Genomic DNA, 26,969 nt, shown 5'->3' with positions numbered 1-26,969 from the left:
AAATTTTAAAATTAACTAAAATTATATTTTAATGATTCAATAACAAGAACATGAACAAGTAAATCCATAGGCCTCCAAGAAAATGCCAATAAGTGGCGCACATCTCCATTCGGGTCATGCTTTTGGAGTGGATTTTATATTTAAAGGACGAAATTAACACAATAATCAGAAATATCACACCACTAATCAAGTGTAATGCATGCAGACCTGTAAAAACATACAGAAATGATCCGGCTGGATTTCCGACAAAGTAGACATCCCTATCCACAAGTGCCACCCAGCTATACCATTGGCCGACCAAAAACGCCACTCCGAGAATGGAGGTCAACACCATCCCAAGTTTAAGAATTTTCATATCGTCCCTTTGAGCAGCAGTGTATGCCCAATGCATGGTGCCACTACTCAATACAATGATCGCTGAAGTCCAATAAAACACAGATGGCAGATTAAACTCCAACCAATTGCCTTCTGCCTGACGCACTATATAAGCACTAGTCAATGCAGCAAACACCATCACAGTACTCACGATGAACAACCACAATGCAAACTTTTTGGGATGCATGGATATGGGTTGTTCAGCCCCCTCAATATATTCTAATCTCTCTTCCATTATGGTATTTTATCAAGCATATAAGCAATCTGAACTATCGGCAGATAAAGAAAAGAACCAAACATGATCTTTAGGGCCGACTTTCTAGAACAATCCTTCATCAGAGAAAAGGTTTGCGCCAAAAACAAAGCGCCGCAGATAGTGGCTACAATTCCGGAATTTAAACCCGTCAAGCCAAAGTAGGTAGGCAACAAGCCCAATGGCAACAAGAACAGGGTGTAAATCATAATCTGAATAGCTGTGTTCAAATCCTTTTTCCCTCCACTAGGCAACAATTTGAATCCGGCCTTTTTATAGTCCTCATCACTTACCCAAGCAATCGCCCAAAAGTGGGGAAACTGCCAGATAAACTGAATTCCGAAAAGAATCATGGCTTCATAACCTATCGTCCCGGTAGCAGCAGTCCAGCCCAACAGTGGTGGCATAGCTCCAGGCAGGGCTCCCACGAATACGGCTATCGGTCCTACTCTTTTCAAAGGAGTATAAACCAACACGTATAAAATCATGCTAAGCACACCCAAGCCGGTGGTCAATGGGTTGGTATAAACCCAAAGAATGCAAATGCCCAAGATGCCAATAATGCTGGAAAACCAGATGGCTTCCTGCAAGGAAATGCTATTGAGGGGAAGTGGTCTATTTTGGGTTCTTTTCATCAGCTTGTCATAATCCCTTTCGAGGATTTCGTTGAAGGCACCGGAGGCACCGCTGATTAGGAATCCTCCCAAGACCAACGCAAAGAAGGCGGACCAGGAGAAAATTGAACCTTTATCGCCTAGGAAGAACCCAAAGCCGGCAGAAAATGTGACTACTGCCGATAGTCTGAATTTGATTAGATCGTAATAAGCCTTGCTTCTAGATGTAATTAAATCTAAAAGCAGGTTTTCACTAAGATTTACTGTTCTCATGAATTAACGCTTTCTACTATTTTCTTTTGATCATTTAATAAGAGAAGAATCACAAACTGCAGCCCCACTATCAAGGAGCCTAGCAACAAATGGAAAGGCTGCAAAAATGCAGGTATTCCAAAATATGCCAATCCCACACCTGTGATAATCACGAATAGAATGAGCAAAATTAATATTTGGGACCATTTAAAGATACTTGCAGACCTTACAGAATACTTGTAAACCTTATAAATGAATACCAAATGAATTCCCAACAACACCAGAGAAAAGGACCGATGGATCAGGAAATTGATTCCTAGGTGTTCAACCCACTCAGATCTGAACAGGTTCCCAAACCTAAAGGCTATAGCATCTATTTCCTCCCTCACCTGCGTACCCAATACGATTTGGATAATCATCAGGATAAAGCCAACCCCAAGCAGGTAAAACAGCCTGTTGGGCTTTTCGGTCTTAAACACTATCGGATAAGCCAGTCGGTAAGCCCTGTAATGTATATACAGCAGCAAACAGACAATCACCAAGGCCAATACCATGTGAAGTGAAATCATCCACTCCAACAGATTAGTCGACACCACTATCGAACCTATCCAGCCTTGGAAGATAACCAGAAGCAAGTTGGCAAAGGATAGTATCGGCAAGGCCTTATCCGTGCCCCATAGCGGAAGAGAATATAGGAAGGTGGCAATTACCAATAATCCAATTATTGCCCCAATCAACCTGTTTACATATTCGATCCAGGTTTTGGTAGCATTAAATTCTTCCTCGATAAGGATTGATTTGTCATTTTTAATCTCTTCGGCTTTTCTATCAAAGCCTAATGAGGTAAGCATGGCGACAAATCTTTCGTTTTTGTCAAGCCGCTTTTGAAGGTAGATGTCCTGATAATTTTTTGGGAGCTGATCCACACTTGTGGGTGGAACCCAGCTCCCAAAACATTTCGGCCAATCGGGGCAGCCCATACCGGATCCGGTACTTCTGACAACCCCTCCTACCAATATTAGGAAATAAACAGCTATCACAGATATCAGGGATATCTTGCGAAAGCTGCTTATCTTTTTATTTGTTTGATTCATTAGCTACCAACACTTGGCCTTCTTCTGCCATGATTTGCTTCTCAAGCTTCACTAGCTCCTCCTCGTGAGGAAGGTTAGACTCAGGAGTGGCAGACAATGGAACAGTCTGAGGAATGAAGTCCGCTGCAGAGCCTGGCTTAGAGTAATCGTATGGCCATCTGTAAACAGAAGGGATCTCACCTGGCCAGTTACCGTGACCTGGGTTGATTGGCGTAGTCCACTCAAGCGTATTGGATCTCCAAGGATTGTGAGGTGCTTTTCTTCCCTTGTACATGCTGTAGAAGAAGTTGAACAAGAAGATGAACTGAGCAGCAAATGTTACAATAGCTGCTATGGACACAAACATGTTCAAGTCAGTATACATGTTGGCGAAGTCGAAGTTAGTCCAAGAGTAATATCTTCTAGGGAAACCTGCGATACCGATGTAGTGCATTGGGAAGAATACCATGTAAACTCCGATGAAAGTCAACCAGAAGTGGATGTAACCCAATTTGCTGTCCATCATTCTACCAAACATCTTAGGGAACCAGTGGTAAACACCCGCCATAAGACCGAAGAAAGATGCAGAACCCATTACCAAGTGGAAGTGAGCTACTACGAAGTAAGTATCGTGGAGTTGGATATCAATAGCGGAGTTACCAAGGAAAATACCTGTCAATCCACCAGAGATAAAGAAGGATACTAGACCGATTGAGAAAAGCATCGCAGGAGTAAAGATCAAGTTTCCTCTCCAAAGCGTAGTAAGGTAGTTAAATACCTTTACTGCCGATGGTACCGCAATGATCAAGGTCAAGAACATGAATACAGATCCAAGGAAAGGATTCATACCTGACACGAACATGTGGTGAGCCCATACTACGAAAGATAGGATGGTGATACCCAACATGGAAATAATCATGGCTTTGTAACCAAAGATTGGTTTTCTGGAGTTGGTAGCAATTACCTCAGAAGTGATACCCAATGCTGGAAGCAATACGATATAAACCTCAGGGTGACCAAGGAACCAGAATAAGTGTTGGTAAAGAACCGGGCTACCACCTGTGTGAGGAAGCGCCTCACCACCGATGTAGATATCAGCCAGGTAGAATGAAGTACCGAAACTTCTATCAAATACTAGCAATAAAGCAGCTGCAAACAATACTGGGAAAGAAAGCAAGCCGATAACTGCAGTAAGGAAGAATGACCAGATTGTCAAAGGAAGTCTGGCAAAAGTCATCCCCTTTGTTCTCATGTTGATAATAGTAGTGATATAGTTGATACCACCCAATAGCGTCGAGGCAATAAAGAATACCATTGCGATCAACCAAAGGGTCATACCCATACCAGAACCTGGGATAGCCTGCTCAAGAGCTGACAAAGGCGGGTAAACTACCCAACCACCACCGGCGGGACCTTTCTCCAAGAAAAGAGAAGCAAACATGATCAAACCAGATACAAAGAAGAACCAGTAAGAAAGCATGTTCATGAAGCCTGACGCCATATCACGGGCACCAATCTGCAATGGAATCAAGAAATTGGAGAAAGTACCACTAAGACCTGCGGTCAATACGAAGAATACCATGATGGTACCGTGCATGGTCACAAGAGCTAGGTAGAAATTTTGATCCAATTCACCAGTTTCAGTAATCCATCCACCTAGGATAGGTCTAAGGAAAGACATATCCATTTCGGGGAAGCCTAGCTGAAGTCTAAACAAGATAGAAAGGAAACCTCCAATTAAAGCCCAAAAGATACCGGTCACCAAAAATTGCTTCCCGATCATCTTATGGTCAGTACTAAAGATATACTTCGTTATGAAGTTATCATGGTGATCGTCATGAACTTCATGAGCGTGGTCACCGTGAGTTGCTGTATTAACTACTGCCATAATATCTATATATTATCTTAATTACTTATTTTCTTCAATCATGATTTCAGCTACCTTCTTCTTATCTGCAGGAAGGTTAGCCACTAAATCAGGATTCTGAACGATAAAAGGCTTCTGCTCAGCTAGCCATTGTTGGTACTCTTCAGGAGTAACCACCTCGATGACTCTTCTCATGGAGAAGTGACCGCTACCGCAAACCTCTGTACAGGCAATTTCATATTCGAATTCTGGATTGCCAGTCTCCTCTCTCATCTCAGCAGTAGTTTTGGTAGGTGTAAACCAGAATCTGGTTGGCATACCTGGTACCGCATCCATTTTAAGTCTCATATGAGGGGCAAACACGGAGTGCAATACATCTCGGGCACGGATTCTAAAAAGAACCGGTTCGCCTTTAGGGATTACCACTCTGTTTGATTCAAAATCATCCAGTGCGTTTTCGTCTGTGAAGTCTACACCTCTAGAATTAGTCGCATTAGTCAACCTGAAGTCATGTCTACCGAGTTGGTTATCCTGACCCGCATATCTGATATCCCAGGCAAACTGGTAACCCAATAATTCAATAACGTGGGCGTTTTCAGGTGCTGGTGAAGTGATATCCTTCCAGGCTCTCCATCCAGAGATAACCAAAACAGTTAGGACCAATGCTGGAACAAGTGTCCAGATAATTTCCAATTTGTTGTTATCAGGATAATAAGCTGCTCTTTTGTTCTCCTCATACTGGTACTTATAAGGAAACCAGAATAGCAAGATGTGGGTAAGAATGAAGATAAAGCCAGTAACCGCCATGGTGATCCAGAAAAGGTTATCTGTGATCTGACCGTGCTCGGAGGCTATCGGCAATTGATAGTTGTCAAATTCCTTGACAGAATACCAAGCCATAAGTATGAAAGAAAGTATCAGGAATACCATGAACATGGCTGCGTTCACCTTGTTGCTTCCTGAGGCAATTTTCTTTTCTGAGCCTTTCATCACAGACACCAAAGTCTGCACCCTGTACACCATCCAGATGACGGAGACTAACAATAAAAGGCCAAGTACTATAAGAAATCCGTACATAATTTTACTTTTTTCGGATAAAATTTAAATATGATGATGATAACTTTCCTCCAACATCGGGTTGTTTTTGGCAACTAGGTTATGCTTAGCAAGACCAGTCAACACCACGAAAGTCATTGCAGCTCCAAACACTAGGAACATACCTATTTCCATGAATCCAACACCACCATTATGTCCCAGAGTTCCAGGCTGAACCATCATAAAGTGATCAATCCAATGACCTACAATAATTAGAGTACAAACTACTTTCAAGAAGATAGAATGACGCTTGGAATCTCTTGTCATCAATACAAAGAACGGAAGCACAAAGTTGAAAATCAAATTGGCAAACAACCAAGGGCTATAGATATCACTTTCCAATCTCTCTACAAAGTACACTGCTTCTTCAGGAATATTGGCATAATAGATCAACAAGAACTGAGAGAACCAGAGGTAAGTCCAGAAGATAGAGAAGGCGAAGACGAATTTACCCATGTCATGGATATGGTTTTCGTTCACCATGGTCAAGTAGCCTCTTTCTCTAAGGAAGATAGCGATCAAAGTCATTGCCGAAAGTCCAGCTACGAACCAAGAAGAGAATACATACCAACCAAATAGTGTAGAGAACCAGTGAGTGTCAATTGACATAACCCAGTCCCAAGCACTGATAGAGGAAGTTACGGCAAATACTACCAAGAAAATAGCAGACCATTTTCTGATCGTAAACCAGTTGTGTCCAGTTGACTTCAAGTCCTCACCGTAGCTCAATGTTCTAAGCTTGTTGAAGAAGAACAACCAAAGACCAAGGAAAGCAACCATTCTTACCACATAGAAGATTGGGAAAGAACCTTTTTCCATCGGCCAGTAAAAGTATGCTCCTTTTCCATCGATGATCTTGTCATAGTGAGGATCATTGATATCGAACAAGTAAGCGTGAGTCCAGTGGAAGATGTCGTGATTTACCACGAAGAAAGAAACTATCATAAGCACGGCACCGATTGGCAACCAGTAGCCTAATGAAAGCATAATTCTCAACAAACCTGCTGACCAACCTGCCTGAGCGGCATATTGAATAGCAAAGAAGAACACCCCAATAATGGCAATACCTACAAAGTAAACATTGTTGATCCAAAGGTTGGCAAACAGCCTCTGCGTCCAGTGGAAAGCATGACCGGCGTCATCGCCATGGCCATGGTCTCCGCCCATAGCGGCGAAGATGATACCCAAGATTAAAAGTACAGCTCCGATTCCACCCACGATGAAGATTGCCTTCTTGGTGGCGGCTGTAAAATCAAATCTCTGATCTAGATTATAGTTAGTTTGATGCGCCATTATTATTAGTTCTGAATTTCTTGTTTAACATAGTGAACAATCTTCCATCTTCTGTCGATAGAAATCTGAGAACCGTGAGGAAGCATTCTTCCTTTACCATGTGTAATTACATGGAAAATGTGTCCTTCAGACAGCTCTAGGTATGCACCTCCCTTAAGGTTGGCAACACCACCGACTACCTCGCCGGCAAGTCCGTCTCCTTCACCACCTGGACCGTGACAAGTAGAGCAATACTGCGTGTAAAGTTGTCTACCTTCAGCAATTACCTGATCGGTTGGCTCCAGAGGGTTAGTAATATCATTAGATGCTTCGATATCATCGACACCCAATCTATATGGCAAAAACTCATCTTTGTTTCTCGGAACGGTATTGGGAGCAGGCTCCCTCATGTTCATTCCGTGTGGGTTGTTAGGGTTACTGTTATGGAATTCCCCTATTTCATCTTCTCTGTTTGACAACCAGTTCCCCTGATCTGTATCCCTGATTTGGGTCAATGGTTCATAGGCTACCGAGTGATACATCTGGGGAGCATATTCTGTCCCTGGATGGTCACCTGAGGCACTACATGAGGCTAACCCGTAGGATACCCCCATTACAGCTAATAAATATATTGATTTAGTAAATTTCATATCTACAAGGATTACCTATTCAAAACTTTTGTTATTCACCTCTGTAGCGCCAGAAGCTTTCAGTACTTCCACAATTCTCTCACGCTCAAGGTGCGAATTGTTTACCAGGTCGATAGCCATGACATGCTTGTCATCGGTACTTCTGATATCAAATATTCTAGGCTGGCCCCAAGGCTTTAGGTTGCTGCTCACCATGAATACCCCCACCATACCGAATGCCGCCAAAAGAACGGTCAATTCGAAAGTAACTGGGATAAAGTCAGGGAAAGCTGCGTGATCCTTACCACCGATGATCATTGGCCAGTCAAATTTCATCATATAAAACTGCATGGTCAAGGCCAATGTGGTACCCAACAATCCGAAAAGAAACGCGGCAATAGGCAATCTACTTCTTCTGTACCCTAGGTTATGTTCCAATCCGTGCACCGGATAAGGCGAGTAAACCTCATGGATCTTTACGCCATTCTGTCTTATCTGGGTCACTGCGTTCAACAACACATCCTCATCATCATAAATACCGAGGACAAAATTTTTATCTCTTTCCATTTTATCTTTTTACTTTTTCTGATGAAGACTTTAATACTGATTTCACCTCAGCCATGTTGATTACCGGGAAGAATTTGGCAAACAACAAGAACAATGTGAAAAACAACCCGAAGGTGAACAAATATACTCCGACGTCTGCTAAAGTCGGGTAGAACATTACCCAAGAAGAAGGCAAGAAATCTCTATGAAGGGAGGTTACGATGATCACAAATCTCTCAAACCACATCCCGATGTTTACTACTAGAGAAAGGATGAAAGTTGCCACAATTGAAGTTCTGATTTTCTTGAACCAGAATAGCTGTGGAGAAATCACGTTACAAGTCATCATTGACCAGTATGCCCACCAGTAAGGTCCAAACATACGGTTAACGAATGCGTACTGCTCTGCTTCCACTCCTGAGTACCAAGCGATGAAGAACTCAGTGATATAGGCGATACCTACGATGGAACCTGTGATGATGATTACAATATTCATCAATTCGATGTGCACGATGGTGATGTAATCCTCAAGTTTAAACACCTTTCTGGTGATAATCATCAGGGTCAATACCATGGCAAAACCTGAGAAGATCGCACCCGCCACAAAGTATGGAGGGAAGATCGTGGTGTGCCATCCTGGAATTACCGAAGTGGCAAAGTCAAAGGATACAATGGTGTGTACTGAAAGTACAAGAGGAGTAGCAAGACCGGCAAGGATCAAAGATACGGCTTCGTATCTCATCCAAGTCTTGGCAGCGCCATCCCAACCAAAGCTCAACGCTCCGTAAATGGTTTTTCTGATCCCTGTCGCTCTATCTCTAATGGTAGCGAAATCTGGGATCAAACCGATGTACCAAAATACCAAGGATACAGAGAAATAAGTAGAGATCGCAAATACGTCCCAAAGTAGAGGGGAATTAAAATTCACCCAAAGAGAACCGAATGTATTTGGTAAAGGAAGGGCCCAATATGCACCCAACCAAGGTCTACCCATGTGAATAATCGGGAACATGGCCGCACAAATAACGGCAAAGATGGTCATCGCCTCAGCAGCACGGTTAATGGAGGTTCTCCATTTCTGTCTGAAAAGCAACAAAACCGCTGAAATCAAGGTACCAGCGTGACCGATACCTACCCACCATACGAAGTTGGTGATATCCCAGGCCCAGCCTACGGTTTTATTTAATCCCCACATACCGATACCTTCCCAAAGGGTAGCTACCAGTGCAATGCTTCCTAATAAAAGTGCTCCAAGTGAAACGGCCATTCCAAGTAGCCAGCCAACAGTCGGCTTGCCTTCCACTTGTCGGGACACGTCACTGGTGACGTCTTTGTAAGTTTTACCGCCCGTAACTAACGGTTCGCGCACGGATGAAGTAACCTGCATATCTTATAAAATTATTTATTTACGCTTCGTTTTTGTCCTTGTTTCTGATCTTGGTGAAGTACCATACGTTAGGGCTCACGTTGATTTCCTCCAACACGTGGTAGGCTCTCTCTTCGTTCACCTCTTTAATCGCCTCGATAGATTCCTCTATCTTCAGTACTTGAGACACCTTGCTGTTCGGATCGTTCATGTCACCAAACACTAGAGCATCTGTAGGACAAGCCACGGCACATGCCACGTTGATCTCACCGTCTTCAATCTTCCTGTTTTCACGCTTGGCAGAAAGCTTACCGGCTTGGATTCTCTGCACACACATGGTACATTTCTCCATCACACCTCTAGCTCTTACGGTCACGTCTGGGTTAAGCACCATCTTACCAAGGTCAGAGTTTTGAGCCACGTTCACAGCTGCAAAATCTTTGTTGTCGTGATACTTGAACCAGTTGAATCTTCTTACCTTATAAGGACAGTTGTTGGCACAATATCTTGTACCTATACATCTGTTGTAAGTCATTTGGTTAAGCCCTTCAGAAGAGTGCGTGGTAGCAACAACTGGACATACAGTCTCACAAGGAGCGTTGTTACAGTGCTGACACATCATCGGCTGGAATACAACCTCAGGGTTGGCAGCAGCTACTTCCAAATCTTTGTAAGATTCTGCACCGGCCTCAGAGCTGTAGTATCTGTCGATACGGATCCAAGCCATCTCTCTTCTGTTCAACACTTCCTGCTTACCTACCACTGCCACGTTGTTTTCAACCTGACAAGCTACGGTACATGCCCCACAACCGATACAAGAATTCATATCGATAGCAAGCCCCCAGTGGTGTTGGCTGTATTTGTGGCCTTTCCAAAGTGAAATCTTCGACGGCTTCACAAATTCTCCTTCAGCATAGATCTCAGGCTTGTATCTACCTGCTGAAGCGTCTTCTCTATATTCTCCAAGTGTAGCTTCCTGTACCACAAACTGGCGACCCATGTAGGTATTGGCAGTCTGTGTTTGAGCCAACTTGTAACTGTCATTTACTAATTCCAAAGTAACACCTTCAGTAATTTCGAAGTTGTTGTAACCTCTGGATACATCTACCAATTCGTAGGCGTTCACCCCTACTCCATCAGCAACTCTACCAGCTTTAGTTCTCCCATAACCTACGGCCAAACCTACAGTACCTACCGCCTGACCTGGCTGAACTACTACTGGAAGCGTGTAAGACTTGTTACCCACCGTGATGCGACCCATCTTGGTGTTGCCTTCGCTCATTTTGAAGTTGTTCTCCGCAGCCCAGTTTTGGGATACAGTAAGATAGTTGTCCCAAGTCACCTTAGTGATTGGATCAGGCATTTCCTGCAACCATGGGTTGTTGGAGTGGTTACCGTTACCGATACCTACTTTTTGGTAGATTACCAATTCAACATTTGCATTGTCAGCAGTGTAAGTTCTTCCGATTTCAGAAGCGGCACCACTTACGTTGCCAGTTCCTGCACCAGATTCAGCACCTGCAGTTTCAGAGGTAAACACCCCGTTGTACAAGGCTCTATCCCAGAACTCTTGGAAGTTGGTAACTTCGCTCTGTCCAGAGAAAAGTCCGTTGCTCCAGCTGTTCTGAAGATAATCGTAGTAAGAAGTATTGTTGCCAGACCAAGCTAGGAAGGACTCCTGAGCCTGTCTTGTGTTAAATAGCGGTGTGATGGTAGGCTGAGACAAGCTGTACTCACCAGCCTTAGGGTTGAAGTCATTCCAAGACTCCAAGTAGTGATGGTCAGGAGCTACGATCTGAACCAAAGAAGCTGTTTCATTCAAAGTCTCGTTGGTAGAGATGGATACTCTAGCTTTCTGGATACCTTCAGCGATTTCAGCACCCCTTGCGTGATCGTATACTGGGTTACAGTTGAAGAAAACAACTCCTCCTACTCTACCTGCAGCAAGATCAGTTACAAACTGGTTCATCTGCTCGTCATTACCTTTTCTGAAGTAAGCAGGCTTAGAGAAGTCAACAGTTTCTCCAGTGTTACCCAAAAGGTCGTTGATGGCGTTGATCACTACCTGAACGTTAGGATCATTTGAACCCGCTACTACGATAGAGCGGCCTCTGTTTGCCCATAGTTCGTCAGCAGCTTTCTCCAGGTGAGGGATTTCAACCGCAGCGGCATTCACTGCAGCAGCTCCACCTCTTCTGGCCAAAAGGTTGTATAATGCCAAAACAGCTAACCCGTTTTGAGAAGCTTTGATTGGTGTTCTGTAATCAGCGTTCGCACCAGTTAGAGACATATTGGACTCAAACTGGAAGTGACGTGACATGTTAGGGTTTTCTTTGGAGATCTTTCTGCCTTTGCTGTACTGCTTGGCAAATTCGATTGGAGAAATCCAGGTACCCAAGAAATCCGCACCGAAGCTGACAATCACATCAGCTCTGTCGAATCGGTAGCTAGGCAATGCCCCGCCTGCTTTGATGATCCCGTAATTAGATACTGGATCGTATGTAACCACTTCAGCACCGAAGGAACCTGCAAATTCTTGCAAAGCACTTTCAGTGGAAGGAGAAATCAATGTATTGGTAACAATGCGAACATTTCCGGCATTTCTCAAGCGAGAAACAACCTCAGAGTCAACAGTAGGCCAGTCAGCCTGCTGTCCGTCCACCATAGGGCCGGTCAAACGCTGCTTATCATATAGTGAAAGTACAGAAGCCTCCACAATAGCACTCACACCACCTTGGGTGATAGAAGAAAGTTTGTTTCCTTCGATTTTGATCGGTCTACCCTCTCTAGTCTTTACAACTATAGAAGCATAATCACCACCAGAAGCAAAAGTAGATGCGTAGTAATTAGGCACTGATGGGTTGATGTCCACCGGCTTGTTTACGTAAGGGATAGCTTTTCTGACAGGAGCCTCACAAGCAGCCAAAGAAGCTGCCGCCAAGCTGAATCCCATCACTTTAAGGAAATCTCTTCTGGAAGAGCCACCTTCAGAAGCACCGTTTACAGGAAGCTCCTCAGGAAATTCTCTTTCCGCTTTTTTTACAAACTCAGGATCGTTGGTCAATTGCTCGAATCCGTTCCAGTATGTTTTTTTATTTTCTTTCATGAGAATATTATCTACTTTTCATTTTTCCCAAAGTCTGGCCGGGATTGTGGGCCGGACTCTTGCAAAGAAAAGATGTCTGTTCTTAAAGTTTAAATTAATAGTGACACTTAGCACATTCCAAACCTCCGATATCCTTCACTCTCAAGGACTCTTTGGTATCTGAATGCAACTGAACCAACTTGTCGTAATACTCGTTGCCGGCAGTGACGATTTCAGTCTGTCTGTGGCAGTCGATACACCAACCCATGGTTAGGGAGCTGTGCTGATACACCACTTCCATTTCTTCGATTGGTCCGTGACAAGTCTGGCATTCGATGCCACCTACTTTTACGTGCTGGGAGTGATCAAAATAAGCCAGGTCAGGAAGGTTGTGAACCCTTACCCACTCAATTGGCTGATCGTTTTCGATTGCCGCATAGATTTTGGCAATCTCTGGCGACATTCCGTCCTGTCCACCTACATTCTGTATGTGCGTGTGACAGTTCATACAAATGTTGGCAGAAGGAATATTGGCAGATCTTCCTATTTCAACGCCAGTGTGGCAGTATTGACAAGGAATCTCATATTGTCCAGCATGCAGTTCGTGAGAGTAAGCGATAGGCTGCTTAGGAGCATACCCCTGCTGAACCCCCACATTATATAATCCGTCCAAGGCAGTTTTCACCACGAAGGCCAAAATCAAAGTAGTGAAGATCAAAATGAACGCATCACTCTTGAAAATAGCTTTCCAGTCAGTTTTTTGTGAAATAAACTCTCTATCGTCTTCCTCGAGTGGCTGCTTCTCCAAATACTTGGAAAGAACAGATACGATCAGACCTAAAACTACCAAGATTAGCAACAATACCAAAACCAACACCCCAAGGATGATTGTCAGGTATTCGCTTGGCACACCACCTGTGGCCACCGCGCCATCGGCACCTTCACCGCCCGCTGCTGCACTTGTATCGGCAGTATCACCGTACTCCACATAAGCCAAAAGGTTCATCAAGTCATCATCGCTCAAGAACGTATGAGACGGCATCACCGTGTTGTTATATTCTTTAAATAGCGCTACAGCAGTCTGATCGCCTGACTGGATCAAGGCCTGAGAGTTTAAAATGAATTGCTTGGTCCAATCCAAGTCTCTTCTTTCGGTTACACCTCTCAGGGCCGGACCTACACTTTTCGAATCAAGCCTGTGACAGGCTTTACAGTTCGCATTAAACAAGGATCTACCCGCTGTAATAGCCTCGTCGCTGTCCGGCACACTTGGATCAGCAGCGAACGCTTGTACCCCCACAAAAAGGAAAAATACCAACGCCAGATTACTTAATCTTAACGGAACACTTAATAATGAGCGTTTGATTGACATATTTATTACTCTTTAATCAGTTTATTTCACGGTTTTCAATAATCCCCACAAATGTACTATCGAACTTCTTATTTTCAAACTCATACAAAATCAGGCCTTAGCAACACACCCAAGGCCATACTTATATTTAATCAGTTGATTTTTAATTACTTAACAGTTGTTTACATTTTAGCAAACTTATTTAGAACATTTATAAATAACTTTATTTTCATAAATGGCCGAACTCGGAATCCATACGAGTGAAAATTTTTATTTTTCCTAACATTGATGACAAATATTCCGCAATCAAAAGCTGTATAAAAGCTGAGAAATTTCCCCGCTAAACTTTGCACAGAAAGAGAATATCTTTACATTTGCATTCCAATTACGAAAGGGTCGCGTGGCCGAGTGGCTAGGCAGAGGTCTGCAAAACCTTGTACAGCGGTTCGAATCCGCTCGCGACCTCCAAGTAGGCAGCATAGATCCTATGCTGCTTTTTTTATTCCCTCTAGGCCCAATTTGATTGGACTGATTTTTGAGCCTATTTCGGGTAAATTTTTCACCTATGATGGCAGTGACAAGGGCAAGCCTCTTCTTTTTTTTGTTTATACCTCTATTCTCCTTCGGCCAAGAAGAGCTTAGGGAAACCAATGAACTGGAGCAAGGAGGACTCTACTGGATCCGATATTATTTAGAGTGGGAGCTTTCTGATAAGCTGCAATTGGATGTGGAAGCTGAAAACAGGAGGTTTTTCAGCCCTTCAAGGCAATACCAATTTATCACCCGTGGCACACTTTATTACCTGCAATCCGAGGCTTGGAATTTTGGTATTGGCATGGCTTACTCGCAGATGCACAGCCTCTGGACCCCTCTTGTAGAACCAGAAATCCGACCACATCAGGAAACGAATTACACCCATGAGGCTGGAAGATGGAACTTCAACCATCGGCTCAGAATTGAACAGCGATTTAGAGGTGATACCACAAGGACTTTTGTATCACCCGAGGAAGTAGAAGAGGAACTGGAATCTACTTATTCCTTTAATATGAGGTATAGGTATGAGTTCACTACCGATTTTGATATTATCGACAAAGGCAGAAAAAAGGGTCATTTACATGCCCAGGGATTTGCGGCCATCATGGTGAGAACTGACGAAGATGACATATTCGATACTTTTAGGTATTACGGAGGTCTCCGGTACTATTTAACAGACAATTTAAGGCTAGAACTTGGCTACCTGAGGCATTTGGAGAAAGAGCATACCTACGACTTCCAATACAGCTATAGTACGCTGAGATTTACTGTAAGACACAAGCTTTGAGAGAAGCCGGAACTTAGGGGAAAGGGGAATTGAAAATGAAGGGAAAATAATGAATGATGGACGCTGAATGATGAATAATGAAGTAATAAAAAAAGCCTCCCTTTTGCAAGGGAGGCTTCATATTTAGAGAGGGATTAAGAATTACTTCTTGTCACCACCGTCCATTTTCTCTTTCAAAGCAGAAAGTGCATCCAAATCACCTAGGGTAGACTTTTCTTGCGGCTGCTCTGTAGCTTTCTTCTTAGGAGATGCTGCTTTCTTAGCTTTTGGAGCTTCAACTGCTGCCTCTTTAAAAGTTGCTGTATGAGAAAGAACAATTCTTTTGTCATCTTTAGAGAATTCAGTTACTTTGAAATCTTCAGAGTCACCTACTTCTACTTGAGAACCGTCTTCTTTTTCCAAGTTTTTGATGGTAGCAAAACCTTCAAGTCCGTAAGGAAGCTCAAGTACTGCACCTTTGTCATTCTTAGAGTTAACAGTACACTTGTGAACAGAACCTACTGGGAACACATTCTCGAAAGTATCCCATGGGTTTTCTTCCAACTGCTTATGGCCAAGGGCCAATCTTCTGTTGTCAACATCAAGTTCAAGAACTACAACTTCAAGCTCATCCCCTACTTTAACGTATTCAGATGGGTGCTTGATCTTCTTAGTCCAAGAAAGGTCAGATACGTGAACCAAACCGTCGATACCTTCCTCTAGCTCAAGGAATAGACCGAAGTTAGTCAAGTTTCTTACCACACCTTTGTGCTTAGTGCCCACTGCATACTTAGTAGACATGTCACCTTTAGTCCAAGGATCTTCAGTAAGCTGCTTGATACCAAGAGACATTTTTCTGTCGTCTTTGTCCAAAGTCAACACTACCGCATCGATCTCGTCACCAACTTTCACGAAGTCAGCTGGGTTTCTCAAGTGCTGAGACCAGCTCATTTCAGATACGTGGATCAAACCTTCAACGCCTGGAGCCAACTCAAGGAATGCACCATAGTCAGCAACGTTAACGATTTTACCTCTAACCTTAGAACCGATTTCAAGCTCAGCAGAAAGCGAATCCCAAGGATGAGCAGTAAGTTGCTTCATACCCAAAGAAATTCTCTTCTTATCATCATCGAAGTCAAGAACCACGATCTGAACTTTGTCATCAAGGTTAAGAACTTCTTCCGGATGATTGATTCTGCCCCAAGAAATATCTGTAATGTGAAGTAGACCATCTACACCACCAAGATCGATGAATACACCGAAGTTGGTCATGTTTTTGATCACACCTTCCAATACTTGACCTTTCTCAAGGTTGTTAAGGATTTCAGCTTTTTGCTTCTCAAGGTCTTTTTCGATCAAGACTTTATGAGAAACTACTACGTTATCGTTAGCGTGGTTGATTTTAACCACTTTCACTTCCATTTTCTTACCTACATAGACATCAAAGTCTCTGATAGGCTTCACGTCGATCTGAGAACCTGGCAAGAAAGCCTCCACACCGTAGATATCCACGATAAGACCACCTTTGGTTCTTCTCTTCACAAGACCTTCGATTACATTGTCAAACTCCAATGCATCTTCGATATCCTGCCAAGCACGTACCATTTTGGCTTTCTTTCTAGAAAGGACCAATTGGCCAAGAGCGTTCTCTTGCTCTTCGATGAAAAGTTCCACCTCATCACCGATTTTAAGATCAGGTAGATCTCTAAATTCAGTTCTAGGCACCAATCCGTCAGATTTGAAACCAATGTTGATGATCACGTCCTTATCGTTGATACCTACTACAGTACCTTTGATAACTTCTTTCTCAGTGATCTCATTCAAGGTGTTGTCGTAAAGCTTCTCCATTTCGGCTCTCTCAGCCTTAGTGTAGCCTTCGCCAAAACCTTTGGTCTCAAACTTTTCCCAGTTAAAATCTTCTTTATTAGACATATTATTTAATGACTCTGACTTTCAACAGCCCTAGAGTCCTCAGGCTGAGGTTTTTAGTTAGTTGTTTTCCCGCCAAAACGGGCCCGTTCACCCGAACGGATTGCAAAGGTACAAATAATAACAGGAACGAGTCAAAGATATCGAAAGAAATTATCCTGTAACCCCCACTCCATCAGTAACTCTAGCAGGCTTATGCTGAGAGTTTTAATTGTCCGAAATAATTTCCCCGATCAAAAAGTTTCAAATTAATCATGCAATTCAGCCCATAATAATTAACTTAATCTTCCGTAAATATTTTTTCAATACGATATCCCTATTCAAAAAAAATGGAATTTAAAACAGACCGTCAAAATTGGCTTGCCATTACCTGGATCACCTTGCCCCTCCTCATGTATGGGGCTTCTTTGTGGAATTATGAAGGATTGATTGCCAAACCTTATTTGTTTTTCGCATGGATTCATTTAGCCTTGCCACTTTGGATTTACTTTGACAATTCTTATAAAATTGAAGATGGCTATCTATTCTACAGATTCGGATACAACAAAGGCAAGATCCCCATCACATCCATCCGGGAAATTCGAAAAGGGAAATTCATAAGGCAGGGCCAGAAAACCGCCGGTCTGGCCCCCACGGGATTATCCATCCATTATTATAAATACGATGAAATATACGTAAGCCCCAAAGACCAAAAAGCTTTCATCCATGCCCTCACCCAACTCAACCCCGAGATCAGCATATCCGACAACCATCATTCCCTCAAAACCACCAGCTAATACTAACAAAACAAATAAAGGAGGCCATCCAGCCTCCTTTATTTTGTTTATACTCAAATTCTAAACACAACTTTCTCACACTTCTCACTTTCAATGCGTCCCTCTAACCTTCATCTCCAAAGTATAAACAGATCCCATGGCAGTAATGAATAGGGTTTTCCTCTCCGGCCCCCCAAACACAATGTTGGTGGTCAGTTCCTCCGGGATCGGGATTCTGCCGACCTGCTCTCCTTTACGGTTCACAATCGTCACCCCCTCTTTGCCAGTAAGGTAAAGGTTCCCACGGTTGTCCAAAGTCATGCCGTCTGAACCTTTTTCCGTAAACAGCTGCCTGTTGATCAGGTAACCGTCTTCCTCGATATCATATACATAGGTTTTATCGTCCCCGATATCGGCCACGTATAGCTTTTTACCATCCTGGGATCCGATAATTCCGTTGGGCTTGACCAAGTTTTCATCAACACGGATAAATTGGGCATGATCAGGGGCCAAATAATACAGATGCTCCCCATCTTGCTGCATCCCTGGGTCTCTTTCCCAATAATCCCGCTTATACAAGGGATCCGTCATATAGATACCGCCATTAGGACCTACCCATACATCGTTGGGGCCGTTGAGCCTTTTGCCTCTGAAACTCTCAATCAATACTTTCTTTTCACCTTTTGGGGTAATGGACCAAAGCTGGTTTTTCTCATCAGCGCAGGCTATCAACACATCCCTTCTATTGTCATAAAACAAGCCATTTGAACGGCCCGCATCTTCCATGAACACGGTAATTTCACCTGTATTGAATGCCCATTTATGGATTTTGTTGTTTGGCTGGTCGGTGAAGTAAACGTGCCCTTCCCTGTTGACAGCTGGACCTTCGGTAAATTCAAAACCTTCCCCGGCTTTTTCCAGCTTGGCACCTTTGGCTGCCAGTGATTTTTTACCTTCAATCTGTGCCTTTCCTTCCAGAGCACACGCCAAGGAAAGCAGGCATATTAAGCCTAAAGTCTTTTTCATACTCATAATCATAAAATAAAGTGGGTTCCCAAAGGTGGTGACCTTAGGGATGGAGGCTCGAAGATAATAAAAATAACTACTTAGCCCATTTCTTTCACGCCCAAAAAGGGCATCCATTCCTCTGCATTCTTTTCAGCGTATTCGGCAAGGAACATTTTCAGGGTGGGTTTGAACGGGGGATGCTTGAGGCTAAAGCCAACCTGCTCCACTGATCGGTCACCCTTTTGGGTGTTACACCGGTGGCAAGCCGTTACCAGGTTTTTCCATTCGGTTTTGCCGCCTTTAGACCGGGGAATCACGTGATCGATAGTCAGGTGCTTGCCGGAACCGCAGTATTGGCAGGCATTTCTATCCCTGCGAAAAAGATTGTGGCGGCTGAGCATCACGCCTCGATATGGGACATTTTTATACTCCCGCAATCGGATAACAGCAGGATAAACAAATGTGCGATCAACCGTACGGATGGATAGATAGGAATAGGTGGCCAAAGGAGAGGCCTTGTCGAGAATGGTAAGCACTATTGCCTTTTGGACTGTGACGATGGCCACTGGGGTATGATCCAAATTCAACACTAGCACTTTCTTCTCCATGACACTTCAAATTAATTTCCTGACTTCATGAACGTTAGGAAAGCCTGAAATGTTTTTTTGACCAGATTTAGGCGCAAAGCTTATCTTGTCTATCCTCACCTTTCCTTTCATATGAATGATTTGTTCATCACCAAGATATAACCCCATATGCTCGGGGAGCTGCATTTCGTTGTAGAAAATCAGCAAGTCTCCAGGCTGTGCCGCACTTGCCTCCACTTTCTGGCCAAAGACCAACAGCTGACTCAAAAACTTGGGGACTTTGTATCCTGCAATCTTATACACCAGCTGGACAAAACTACCCGCTCCAAGCCCGAAAAAGCTCCTTCCACCCGAAAGAAAAGGGGTATTGATAAAAAGCTGTGCAATCTCCATCAGTTCATCCCTGTCCGCTTTTTGGGAACGCGGCCTGGAACTGCCGCTAAACTGTAAGGACTGGCTGAGGTCAAAAAGTTCGTTTTGGGCAACATGCAGATGACTACCCGGCAACAGGTATATCTTTTGGTTTTTGAAGGTGATATGGGAAACAGGTGAAGTGGTGAGTTGGTAATCAGAATCGTTGAATGCATCAAACTCCTCTTGCGCGATGGCATGATGCTGTGCCGTCACCAGCCATCCTTGACTTTTGTCCTGATGGCTTTCTATACGCAGATACCGCTTGCTAGGATCTGCCTCCAGGACCCTATAAGTTTCACCAAAAAGCAATTGGGTCACCAACCCGGCACCCGGGCGTGGTTCTTGATATACGGTGGCCAGTGAAAGGCGGCAAACACCGTAACCTTCATCAATAGGCCATTCTGTCGAGGTCTCTTTTTGCATCCTTGTTTTTGATATCCTGACGTTTGTCGTGTATTTTTTTACCCCTTCCCAGAGCAATTTCAATTTTGGCCAAGCCTTTATCATTGATGAAAAGCCTCACAGGGATGATTGTCAATCCTTTTTCCTGAAACTTGCTCTCCAGCTTATCCAACTCTCTTTTGTTGAGCAGCAATTTTCTTTCCCTTACCGGGTCATGATTATAGGAAGCCGCAAAGGAATAAGGAGCGATGTGCATCTGGCGGATAAAAAGCTCACCGTTTCTAAAAAAACAAAACGCCTCGGTCAGGGAAGCTTTGCCTTCCCTCAGGGATTTGATTTCAGTTCCTTTCAAAACGATGCCGGCCACATATTTATCTATGAATTCAAATTCAAAACTGGCCTTTTTGTTTTTGATGTTGATTATTTTCTGGAGTTTACTGGTTTTGGCCATAGGTTAGTTTCCGATTTTCATTTTGGCCAAAGGACTGGTGTCCAGGCCGCAAAAAGAATTGCTTAAAAATTTATAATGGGCAGCCATGGCAATCATAGCCGCATTGTCAGTACAGTACTCGAACTTAGGAATATAAACTTTCCAATTCAAATCCGCTGCCAATCTATTCAACTCCTCACGCAGTCCAGAGTTTGCGCTTACTCCACCGGCAATGGCAATGTTTTTCACCCTATGCAGCTTAGCGGCCTTCTTGAGTTTCTGGGTCAGCATCTTGATCAGCGTATATTGTACCGAGGCGCAGATGTCAGCGGTATTTTCCTCAATAAATTGCGGGTTCTCTTTTATCTTATCCCGAAGGAAGTATAGAACGGCAGTTTTTATCCCACTAAAGGAATAATTTAATTCTGGCATATCGGACACTGGAAAGGCAAAGGCTTTGGGGTTGCCTTCCTTGGCGTATTTGTCGATCAGCGGACCTCCAGGATAGGGCAAGCCCATCAGTTTGGCGGTTTTGTCAAATGCTTCCCCTACTGCATCATCCAGGGTTTCCCCGATCACTTCCATTTCCAGGTGGTCTTTCACCAGCACCAACTGGGTATGCCCCCCGCTTACTGTAAGGCATATGAAGGGGAAATCAGGTTTTGGATCATCTATGAAGTGGGCCAAAATATGCGCCTCCATATGGTTGACCTCTATAAGAGGAATGCCAAGGGAATAGGCAAAAGATTTAGCAAATGAAACCCCTACCATAAGTGACCCCATCAGGCCTGGTCCCCTCGTGAAAGCCACGGCCGACAGGTCCTTTTTGTCGATTCCCGAGGTTTCAATCGCCTCATGGATCACCGGCACGAGGTGTTGTTGGTGGGCCCGGGATGCCAGTTCAGGCACCACTCCCCCATATTTTTCGTGCACAGATTGCGTGGCCACAATATTATTAAGTATTTTGCCATCAGAAATCACCGATGCAGACGTTTCATCACAGGAAGACTCGATAGCCAGAATATTAATTTTCATCTCATTCATTGGAAAAGAACCCGAAAGTTACGCAAATTTTAGCGAAAGCACTCATGGTGCTTTTGCGGGTAGCTTTATTTCTTGTTCTGACCCTCGCCCTCGTCGCCGCTCTGCTCCAGATCCCCTCAGTGCAGACGCGCCTCACTAAAGTCCTTACCAACTACATCACCGAAAACACAGGGTTTAGAACCAGCATTTCCAAGGTAAACATCAGGTGGTGGGATGCGGTCAGCCTTTCCGATGTGGTGGTATATGACCATAACGACAGCCTGATGGCCAACCTGGAAGAGGTCTACATTGACTTTTCCCTCCAAGGCCTGCTCAACAGCGACAACCCCTCTATCGATGAAGTGCAGCTCAACCATGGTCAAGTTAGACTACTGACCCATCCAGAGGAAGACGACATCAATATCACGGTCTTTGTGGCAAGGATTAATGCCTTGCTGAGCCCAACGGTTTCCAAGCAGGAAAAAAGGCCTGTTAAATTTTCCATCACCGAGCTATCCCTAAAAAACACCTCGCTGGATATTCTGGATTACACCCTACCCGTATTCGAGACCGGTTTTGATTACGGAAAGCTTCGATTCCGAAACCTGGTGGCAAGAGGAGAGGATTTCTTTGCCAAGTCGGACACGATTGCCGTTTCGGTGGAAAGCCTGCGTGGCGTGGAGTCCACATCAGGACTGGAAGTCCAGCAGCTGCAAACCGACTTTTTATATTCCAACACGGGAATGGTCTTCGACAATTTGTATTTGCGAAGCAATGAAACTATTGTCAGAAACTACCTTGAATTTTCATACGATGAAGTCAGGGATCTGAGTGATTTCAACAATTCCGTCAATATCAGGGCGCAGCTGAGCGAGGCTGTGTTGGACATCAAAGACCTCAAATATTTTGCGGAGCAGATTCCCGATTTTGACGACAAGATTTACCTTAGTGGGGAAATCACCGGGCAGATCAGTGACTTGGCCTCAGAGCAGCTCCTGATCCGGTTTGGGGAAAGGAGTGCCATGTTCGGTAAGTTTGACATCGAGGGCCTCCCCAATGTGGAGGAAACTTTTTTCAGGCTTTCCTTGATGAACTCTACTTTGACCAGCGCTGATTTGGCCCCTTACCTATCCGATGAAGCCAGGAGGCAAGTCAATAAATTTAGGGATATCCGATTTGATGGGGATTTTACGGGGTATTTTGAAAACTTCACCGCAAGCGGGAATTTCCGTACAGGCATCGGCAATATGAATGGGCGGCTCAATTACCGAAGAGCGCGAAACGTCCCCACCTATAGCGGGTCTGTAGAGCTTCAAAATTTGAATATCGGTCTAATTTTGGACCAGCCGGAGCTTTTTCAAAGGGTGACCATGAAAGGCCAATTGAAAGGAACTGGCCTGACGGCCGAGTCGGCCATCCTATCCCTTGATGCGGACATTAACTCTATAGGCATCAACAAATACAATTATGCCAACATCCGCACCAATGCCACTTACGGAAAGGACCTTTTCAGCGGGAAACTCAACATTCGTGATCCTAACCTAAAAATGCAGCTGGCAGGAAAAATGGACCTGCGCTCCAATAAGGACAGCGTCCGATTGGAAGCAAAGATTGATACGGCTTTTCTCCAAAACCTCAACCTGATTAAGGAGGACATTTTCATAAGCGGCAATTTCAACCTGGACACCAAGGGAGTGGAGATAGACGATATAGAAGGGGCGGCAAGATTTGAGGACATGCTTTTCAGTTATGAAGGCAGGGATTTACATGTAGACCAATTCATCTTCCAGTCCCTTTTCACTCCGGAGGGACGTGTAATTGCTCTCAACTCCGATTTGTTGACGGCTGGGATTTCGGGGAATTACAAGCTGGAGGAATTGGGAAAAGACCTGACGACTTTGGGACAGGAATATTTTGCCCTGATCACCAGCCAACCCGAGAAAGCTCCGGTCATTACTGAAAACGACCTGATGGGTTCCTACAACTTTGACATTAATATCAACCTCATCGACCCCAACCCGCTGATTTATCTGCTGGATCCTTCGCTTTCCATTTCTGATAACACGATTATCGAAGGGGCTTTTTATCAGACACAGGAAAACACTATTCTAAACCTGTTTTCGGATATTGACACGGTTTACTATAAAGGGCACTACTTCCTGGACAACAACCTTGATTTCAACACCTCCAAATTGCGGGGAGATCCGGATGTATTGGCCTCGTTTTATATCAACAGTAAGCAGCAGCAACTTTCCTCCGGCATCACTTTCAATGATTTCTCCCTGGAGGCACTTTGGGATCAGGCAGCCATAGACCTTAATATTAATTTTGCTCAGGAAGAAACTGACAGCTATGCCCGCATCCGAAGCCACATAGAGGTCGGCCCGGATGAGATAGACATGGTGTTTGAGCCATCTGAATTAAAAGTCTTGGACAGGTTTTGGGAAATCGAACCCGACAACCAATTGGTCTATACACCTGGCAACCTTGAAATCATCAACCTCAAACTGGTGGAAAACGGGCAGTTCCTGGCCTTGAATGGCAAGATTTCGAAAGAACCTGAAGACGTGCTGAGTTTGGAGATGCATCAAGTTGACATGAGCCTGCTCAACACCTGGGACATCAAGGAATTTGAGGGTACTGCCAACGGCCTCTTTGCCATTTCCAACATCCTGGAAAACCCTGTGGTAATGGGTAACCTGAATGTGGATGAGTTTCACATAAACAATTTCCTTATTGGCAACCTGGATGCCACCACATATTTTGATAATGACAATGACAGGATCCACTTAGACCTGACCAATACCAGACTGGGCAAGAAAATAATTGCCATTGAAGGCTATTTGGGCACAAAAGAAGACCAGCTTGATCTTGTGGCTAAATTTGAGGAGGCCAACCTTTCCATAGCCGAGCCTTTTCTTTCCGATTACATTACCAATCTGGGGGGCACCCTGACCGGTGAACTGGATATCCGAGGCCGAATGTACAATCCAGAAATCACCGGGTCGGGCAGATTAACCGCCGGCAACTTAAGGGTAAATTACCTGAACACTACCTACACCGTGGACGGGAGGGTGAATTTCACACCAAATGAAATCAGCTTTAGGGGCCTGGAGCTCACCGATACCCGGGGCAATAAGGCCAATATGCGGGGAGGTATCAGTCATGACAGGTTCAGCAACTTTATCTTGGACATCAGTTCAGACCTCAACAATTTCCAGGTCCTCAATACTACCATCCGCGATAACGACCTTTTCTATGGAACGGCCTATGCCTCTGGAAAGCTGGAAATCTTTGGCGCAGCCAACAACCTCGACATCAATGCCCAGGCAACCAGCCAGCCCAATACCAGAATTTACATCCCCATAGGATCCAGCGACGGCCAGTTTAAGGAGGATTTTATCAACATCATCAACGTGCGGGACACCACCCGTCAGGTCGCTACCTTGGACCAAGTGGAAAAGCTGGCGCTACAGAACGTAAGGATGAATTTTAATCTTGACATCACACCTGACGCTTATGCGGAAATCATCATTGACCCCCGCACCGGGGAATCGATTCAGGGTCGTGGACGTGGCAACCTGAATTTGGGGATCGATACACAGGGGAATTTCACCATGAGCGGTATCTATGAAATCGTGGACGCGAGGTACAATTTCTCCCTTTATAACATCATCAACAAGGAATTCACCATCGAGCCTGGGGGCAGGATCTCTTGGTTTGGGGACCCGTATGAAGGTATCCTGAACATCAAGGCCATCTATGAGGAGAACGTTTCGCTGATGAGCCTTCAGCCAGCCCAAACTACCGCCAGCACGGACATGATGGATTCCCAGCTGAGAAGGCGCTTCCCCGTAAAGGTGATCATGGGGCTGCAGGGTCCCTTGCTGTCTCCTGACATCAATTTCGACTTTGACTTCAGCGGCTTTCCCGAAGGGGAAATCCAAACTTATATCTCTGCTTTCAGAAACAGAATATCCAATGATGAGCAGGAGAAAAACAGGCAGGTTTTCTCCCTGATCATGTTGAGAAGGTTTTCTCCCGAGGGGCAGTTCAGCGGCGCTGGAATCGGCTTCAGCAACCTCAGCCAGCTAGTATCCTCCCAACTCAATGCCCTAGTGGCCCAAGTGGATCAGAACTTGGAAATAGACTTTGACCTGGCAACCCTTGACCAAACTGCCTTGGAATCCTTCCAGCTTAGAGTGGCCTACACCTTTTTGGATGGACGCCTTAGGGTAATGCGGGACGGGGGCTTTACCGATCTTCAGGGCAACACCGATCTCAACACCATCGCCGGAGACTGGCAGGCCGAATACCTGCTGACCGAAGATGGCCGATACAGACTCCGGGTTTATAACCGCAACAACTTCAACAATGCCTTTACCTCGCTGAACCTTTCGGCCAATGTGATTACCTACGGGATATCCATTTCCCAGACACTTTCCTTCAGCTCATTTCAGGAACTGATCGACAACATAGGCAAAAACCGCAGGCAGCGACTACTCATCAACGACATTGATGACTTCTTAAGGTATGACTTTGAAGAGGGTTTGTTGGTGCCTGGTGAAGAAGAAGAGCCTGCCCCAATCCGGGTTATTGAAGGGCCTTTTGATTTGAAATCGGAAGAAGAGGAAGAAACTCCAATCAGAAATGAAGAAGAAAATTGACATATCCGCCTGGAACAGAAAGGACCATTTCAACTTTTTCAAAGAATTTGAAGAGCCGTTTCATGGAGTCTGCGTGAGGATCAACTGTGAGAGGGCTTACCAAAAGGCAAAATCCCAACAGGTGAGCTTTTACCTATATTATCTTTACAGGGTTTTGAAAGCCATCAACCTGACACCGGCTTTGAGGTTGAGGATTTTGGATAGGGAGCCTTGGGAATTTGACAAAATCCACGTTTCCCCTACCGTGGCAAGAGCGGACGGTAGTTTTGGCTTTAGTTTTATGGAGTTTAGCGAGCATGAAGACCATTTCCGGCAAAACGCAATAGAAGCGACTAAGGTCACCCAGAGTACCAGTGAATTATTCACTTTTCCTTTTCGCGAGGATGTGATCCACTTTTCGGCCTTACCTTGGCTGGACTTCACTTCATTGTCACATTCAAGAAAGTATTCGATTGCCGACAGTTGCCCAAAGGTTTCCATCGGAAAAATGACCATAGGCCTGGAAGGACGGAGTTTTCCTCTATCGATTCATGTGCACCATGCCTTGGCTGACGGAAGGGACGTGGGCTTATTTGTGCAAAATTTCCAACAGCTCATGGAGGAATAGTGGCAAAGGTTTTAAACAAAAGCCAAGCTGGTTATTTTTAATAGGCAGAACCTAACCCTAATTATTTCA

General features: G+C 44.4%; 21 protein-coding genes and 1 tRNA gene. 5 read left to right on the top strand and 17 right to left on the bottom strand.

Going from position 1 to position 26,969, the window contains the following annotated elements; genetic code table 11:
* Positions 1-28: 28 nt before the first annotated feature.
* From KI659_RS01330 to KI659_RS01280, 11 genes are all read right to left on the bottom strand, one after another.
* Positions 29-610 carry a cytochrome c oxidase subunit 3 gene (locus tag KI659_RS01330; protein ID WP_213943538.1) on the bottom strand — a complete coding sequence of 194 codons (582 nt, stop codon included), beginning with the start codon at positions 608-610 and terminating at the stop codon, positions 29-31.
* Entirely contained in the window at positions 610-1,515 is a 906-nt protein-coding gene (gene cyoE, locus KI659_RS01325) for a heme o synthase (protein WP_213943537.1), read from the bottom strand. The genes KI659_RS01330 and cyoE overlap by 1 nt, the downstream gene beginning before the upstream one ends.
* A complete protein-coding gene (locus tag KI659_RS01320) occupies positions 1,512-2,588 on the bottom strand; it encodes a COX15/CtaA family protein (protein WP_213943536.1) in 1,077 nt (358 codons plus the stop codon). Before KI659_RS01320 ends, cyoE begins: the two co-directional genes overlap by 4 nt.
* The gene (locus tag KI659_RS01315; protein ID WP_213943535.1) at positions 2,572-4,455 is read right to left on the bottom strand and encodes a cytochrome c oxidase subunit I; all 1,884 of its coding nucleotides are present in this window, start codon (positions 4,453-4,455) and stop codon (positions 2,572-2,574) included. Before KI659_RS01315 ends, KI659_RS01320 begins: the two co-directional genes overlap by 17 nt.
* Positions 4,456-4,476: 21 nt before the next feature.
* Positions 4,477-5,511 carry a cytochrome c oxidase subunit II gene (locus tag KI659_RS01310; protein ID WP_213943534.1) on the bottom strand — a complete coding sequence of 345 codons (1,035 nt, stop codon included), beginning with the start codon at positions 5,509-5,511 and terminating at the stop codon, positions 4,477-4,479.
* 24 nt (positions 5,512-5,535) lie between these two features.
* Positions 5,536-6,822, bottom strand: a complete 1,287-nt coding sequence (locus KI659_RS01305; protein ID WP_213943533.1) for a quinol:cytochrome C oxidoreductase — start codon at positions 6,820-6,822, stop codon at positions 5,536-5,538.
* Between the two features lie 5 nt (positions 6,823-6,827).
* Entirely contained in the window at positions 6,828-7,451 is a 624-nt protein-coding gene (locus KI659_RS01300) for a c-type cytochrome (RefSeq protein ID WP_213943532.1), read from the bottom strand.
* Between the two features lie 15 nt (positions 7,452-7,466).
* Entirely contained in the window at positions 7,467-7,997 is a 531-nt protein-coding gene (locus KI659_RS01295) for a DUF3341 domain-containing protein (RefSeq protein ID WP_213943531.1), read from the bottom strand.
* Position 7,998: 1 nt separating this feature from the next.
* Positions 7,999-9,363 carry an NrfD/PsrC family molybdoenzyme membrane anchor subunit gene (gene nrfD / locus KI659_RS01290; RefSeq protein ID WP_213943530.1) on the bottom strand — a complete coding sequence of 455 codons (1,365 nt, stop codon included), beginning with the start codon at positions 9,361-9,363 and terminating at the stop codon, positions 7,999-8,001.
* 19 nt (positions 9,364-9,382) lie between these two features.
* Positions 9,383-12,448: a TAT-variant-translocated molybdopterin oxidoreductase gene (locus KI659_RS01285; protein WP_213943529.1), complete on the bottom strand. Its 3,066-nt coding sequence runs from the start codon at positions 12,446-12,448 to the stop codon at positions 9,383-9,385.
* A 94-nt stretch (positions 12,449-12,542) separates the two neighbouring features.
* On the bottom strand, positions 12,543-13,799 hold the full coding sequence (locus tag KI659_RS01280) for a c-type cytochrome (protein WP_213943527.1): 1,257 nt from the start codon (positions 13,797-13,799) through the stop codon (positions 12,543-12,545).
* Between the two features lie 373 nt (positions 13,800-14,172).
* Here KI659_RS01280 and KI659_RS01275 point away from each other — a divergent pair.
* Together KI659_RS01275 and KI659_RS01270 are read left to right on the top strand one after the other, a co-directional pair.
* A tRNA-Cys gene (locus KI659_RS01275) sits at positions 14,173-14,246 on the top strand.
* Between the two features lie 97 nt (positions 14,247-14,343).
* Positions 14,344-15,099, top strand: coding sequence for a DUF2490 domain-containing protein (locus KI659_RS01270; protein WP_213943526.1), 756 nt, complete (start codon positions 14,344-14,346; stop codon positions 15,097-15,099).
* Between the two features lie 141 nt (positions 15,100-15,240).
* On the opposite strand, the gene rpsA is transcribed toward KI659_RS01270, so the two are convergent.
* A complete protein-coding gene (rpsA, locus tag KI659_RS01265) occupies positions 15,241-17,010 on the bottom strand; it encodes a 30S ribosomal protein S1 (protein WP_213943525.1) in 1,770 nt (589 codons plus the stop codon).
* A gap of 326 nt (positions 17,011-17,336) precedes the next feature.
* On the opposite strand from rpsA, the gene KI659_RS01260 reads away from it, so the two are divergent.
* A complete protein-coding gene (locus tag KI659_RS01260; protein ID WP_213943524.1) occupies positions 17,337-17,783 on the top strand; it encodes a PH domain-containing protein in 447 nt (148 codons plus the stop codon).
* Positions 17,784-17,873: 90 nt separating this feature from the next.
* On the opposite strand, the gene KI659_RS01255 is transcribed toward KI659_RS01260, so the two are convergent.
* The 5 genes from KI659_RS01255 to tsaD form a co-directional block, all read right to left on the bottom strand.
* Entirely contained in the window at positions 17,874-18,788 is a 915-nt protein-coding gene (locus tag KI659_RS01255; protein ID WP_213943523.1) for an SMP-30/gluconolactonase/LRE family protein, read from the bottom strand.
* Between the two features lie 80 nt (positions 18,789-18,868).
* Positions 18,869-19,378, bottom strand: coding sequence for an HNH endonuclease (locus tag KI659_RS01250; protein ID WP_213943522.1), 510 nt, complete (start codon positions 19,376-19,378; stop codon positions 18,869-18,871).
* A gap of 6 nt (positions 19,379-19,384) precedes the next feature.
* Complete coding sequence (locus tag KI659_RS01245) at positions 19,385-20,194, bottom strand: C40 family peptidase (protein ID WP_213943521.1); 810 nt, start codon at positions 20,192-20,194, stop codon at positions 19,385-19,387.
* Entirely contained in the window at positions 20,160-20,624 is a 465-nt protein-coding gene (gene smpB, locus KI659_RS01240; protein ID WP_213943520.1) for an SsrA-binding protein SmpB, read from the bottom strand. Before smpB ends, KI659_RS01245 begins: the two co-directional genes overlap by 35 nt.
* A gap of 3 nt (positions 20,625-20,627) precedes the next feature.
* Entirely contained in the window at positions 20,628-21,638 is a 1,011-nt protein-coding gene (gene tsaD / locus KI659_RS01235; protein ID WP_213943519.1) for a tRNA (adenosine(37)-N6)-threonylcarbamoyltransferase complex transferase subunit TsaD, read from the bottom strand.
* Positions 21,639-21,691: 53 nt separating this feature from the next.
* Between tsaD and KI659_RS01230 the strand changes: the two genes are divergently transcribed.
* Entirely contained in the window at positions 21,692-26,293 is a 4,602-nt protein-coding gene (locus KI659_RS01230) for a translocation/assembly module TamB domain-containing protein (RefSeq protein ID WP_213943518.1), read from the top strand.
* Positions 26,277-26,900: a CatA-like O-acetyltransferase gene (locus tag KI659_RS01225; RefSeq protein ID WP_213943517.1), complete on the top strand. Its 624-nt coding sequence runs from the start codon at positions 26,277-26,279 to the stop codon at positions 26,898-26,900. Before KI659_RS01230 ends, KI659_RS01225 begins: the two co-directional genes overlap by 17 nt.
* Positions 26,901-26,969 lie beyond the last annotated feature (69 nt).

Source organism: Litoribacter ruber (assembly GCF_018449405.1).
Classification (GTDB): Bacteria; Bacteroidota; Bacteroidia; order Cytophagales; family Cyclobacteriaceae; genus Litoribacter; species Litoribacter ruber.
The sequence above is the reverse complement of the archived record's forward strand: the minus strand, read 5'-3'. Positions and strand labels throughout refer to the sequence as shown.

Excerpts from the sequence above, each read along its gene's own strand:
- smpB (WP_213943520.1), bottom strand. The coding sequence starts at position 20,624 with ATGGCCAAAACCAGTAAACTCCAGAAAATAATCAACATCAAAAACAAA.
- KI659_RS01250 (WP_213943522.1), bottom strand. The coding sequence starts at position 19,378 with ATGGAGAAGAAAGTGCTAGTGTTGAATTTGGATCATACCCCAGTGGCC.
- KI659_RS01245 (WP_213943521.1), bottom strand. The coding sequence starts at position 20,194 with ATGCAAAAAGAGACCTCGACAGAATGGCCTATTGATGAAGGTTACGGT.
- KI659_RS01270 (WP_213943526.1), top strand. The coding sequence starts at position 14,344 with ATGATGGCAGTGACAAGGGCAAGCCTCTTCTTTTTTTTGTTTATACCT.
- KI659_RS01310 (WP_213943534.1), bottom strand. The coding sequence starts at position 5,511 with ATGTACGGATTTCTTATAGTACTTGGCCTTTTATTGTTAGTCTCCGTC.
- KI659_RS01295 (WP_213943531.1), bottom strand. The coding sequence starts at position 7,997 with ATGGAAAGAGATAAAAATTTTGTCCTCGGTATTTATGATGATGAGGAT.
- cyoE (WP_213943537.1), bottom strand. The coding sequence starts at position 1,515 with ATGAGAACAGTAAATCTTAGTGAAAACCTGCTTTTAGATTTAATTACA.
- KI659_RS01330 (WP_213943538.1), bottom strand. The coding sequence starts at position 610 with ATGGAAGAGAGATTAGAATATATTGAGGGGGCTGAACAACCCATATCC.
- KI659_RS01285 (WP_213943529.1), bottom strand. The coding sequence starts at position 12,448 with ATGAAAGAAAATAAAAAAACATACTGGAACGGATTCGAGCAATTGACC.
- KI659_RS01260 (WP_213943524.1), top strand. The coding sequence starts at position 17,337 with ATGGAATTTAAAACAGACCGTCAAAATTGGCTTGCCATTACCTGGATC.
- KI659_RS01300 (WP_213943532.1), bottom strand. The coding sequence starts at position 7,451 with ATGAAATTTACTAAATCAATATATTTATTAGCTGTAATGGGGGTATCC.
- KI659_RS01280 (WP_213943527.1), bottom strand. The coding sequence starts at position 13,799 with ATGTCAATCAAACGCTCATTATTAAGTGTTCCGTTAAGATTAAGTAAT.
- nrfD (WP_213943530.1), bottom strand. The coding sequence starts at position 9,363 with ATGCAGGTTACTTCATCCGTGCGCGAACCGTTAGTTACGGGCGGTAAA.
- tsaD (WP_213943519.1), bottom strand. The coding sequence starts at position 21,638 with ATGAAAATTAATATTCTGGCTATCGAGTCTTCCTGTGATGAAACGTCT.
- KI659_RS01320 (WP_213943536.1), bottom strand. The coding sequence starts at position 2,588 with ATGAATCAAACAAATAAAAAGATAAGCAGCTTTCGCAAGATATCCCTG.
- KI659_RS01225 (WP_213943517.1), top strand. The coding sequence starts at position 26,277 with ATGAAGAAGAAAATTGACATATCCGCCTGGAACAGAAAGGACCATTTC.
- KI659_RS01305 (WP_213943533.1), bottom strand. The coding sequence starts at position 6,822 with ATGGCGCATCAAACTAACTATAATCTAGATCAGAGATTTGATTTTACA.
- KI659_RS01255 (WP_213943523.1), bottom strand. The coding sequence starts at position 18,788 with ATGAAAAAGACTTTAGGCTTAATATGCCTGCTTTCCTTGGCGTGTGCT.
- rpsA (WP_213943525.1), bottom strand. The coding sequence starts at position 17,010 with ATGTCTAATAAAGAAGATTTTAACTGGGAAAAGTTTGAGACCAAAGGT.
- KI659_RS01230 (WP_213943518.1), top strand. The coding sequence starts at position 21,692 with ATGGTGCTTTTGCGGGTAGCTTTATTTCTTGTTCTGACCCTCGCCCTC.
- KI659_RS01315 (WP_213943535.1), bottom strand. The coding sequence starts at position 4,455 with ATGGCAGTAGTTAATACAGCAACTCACGGTGACCACGCTCATGAAGTT.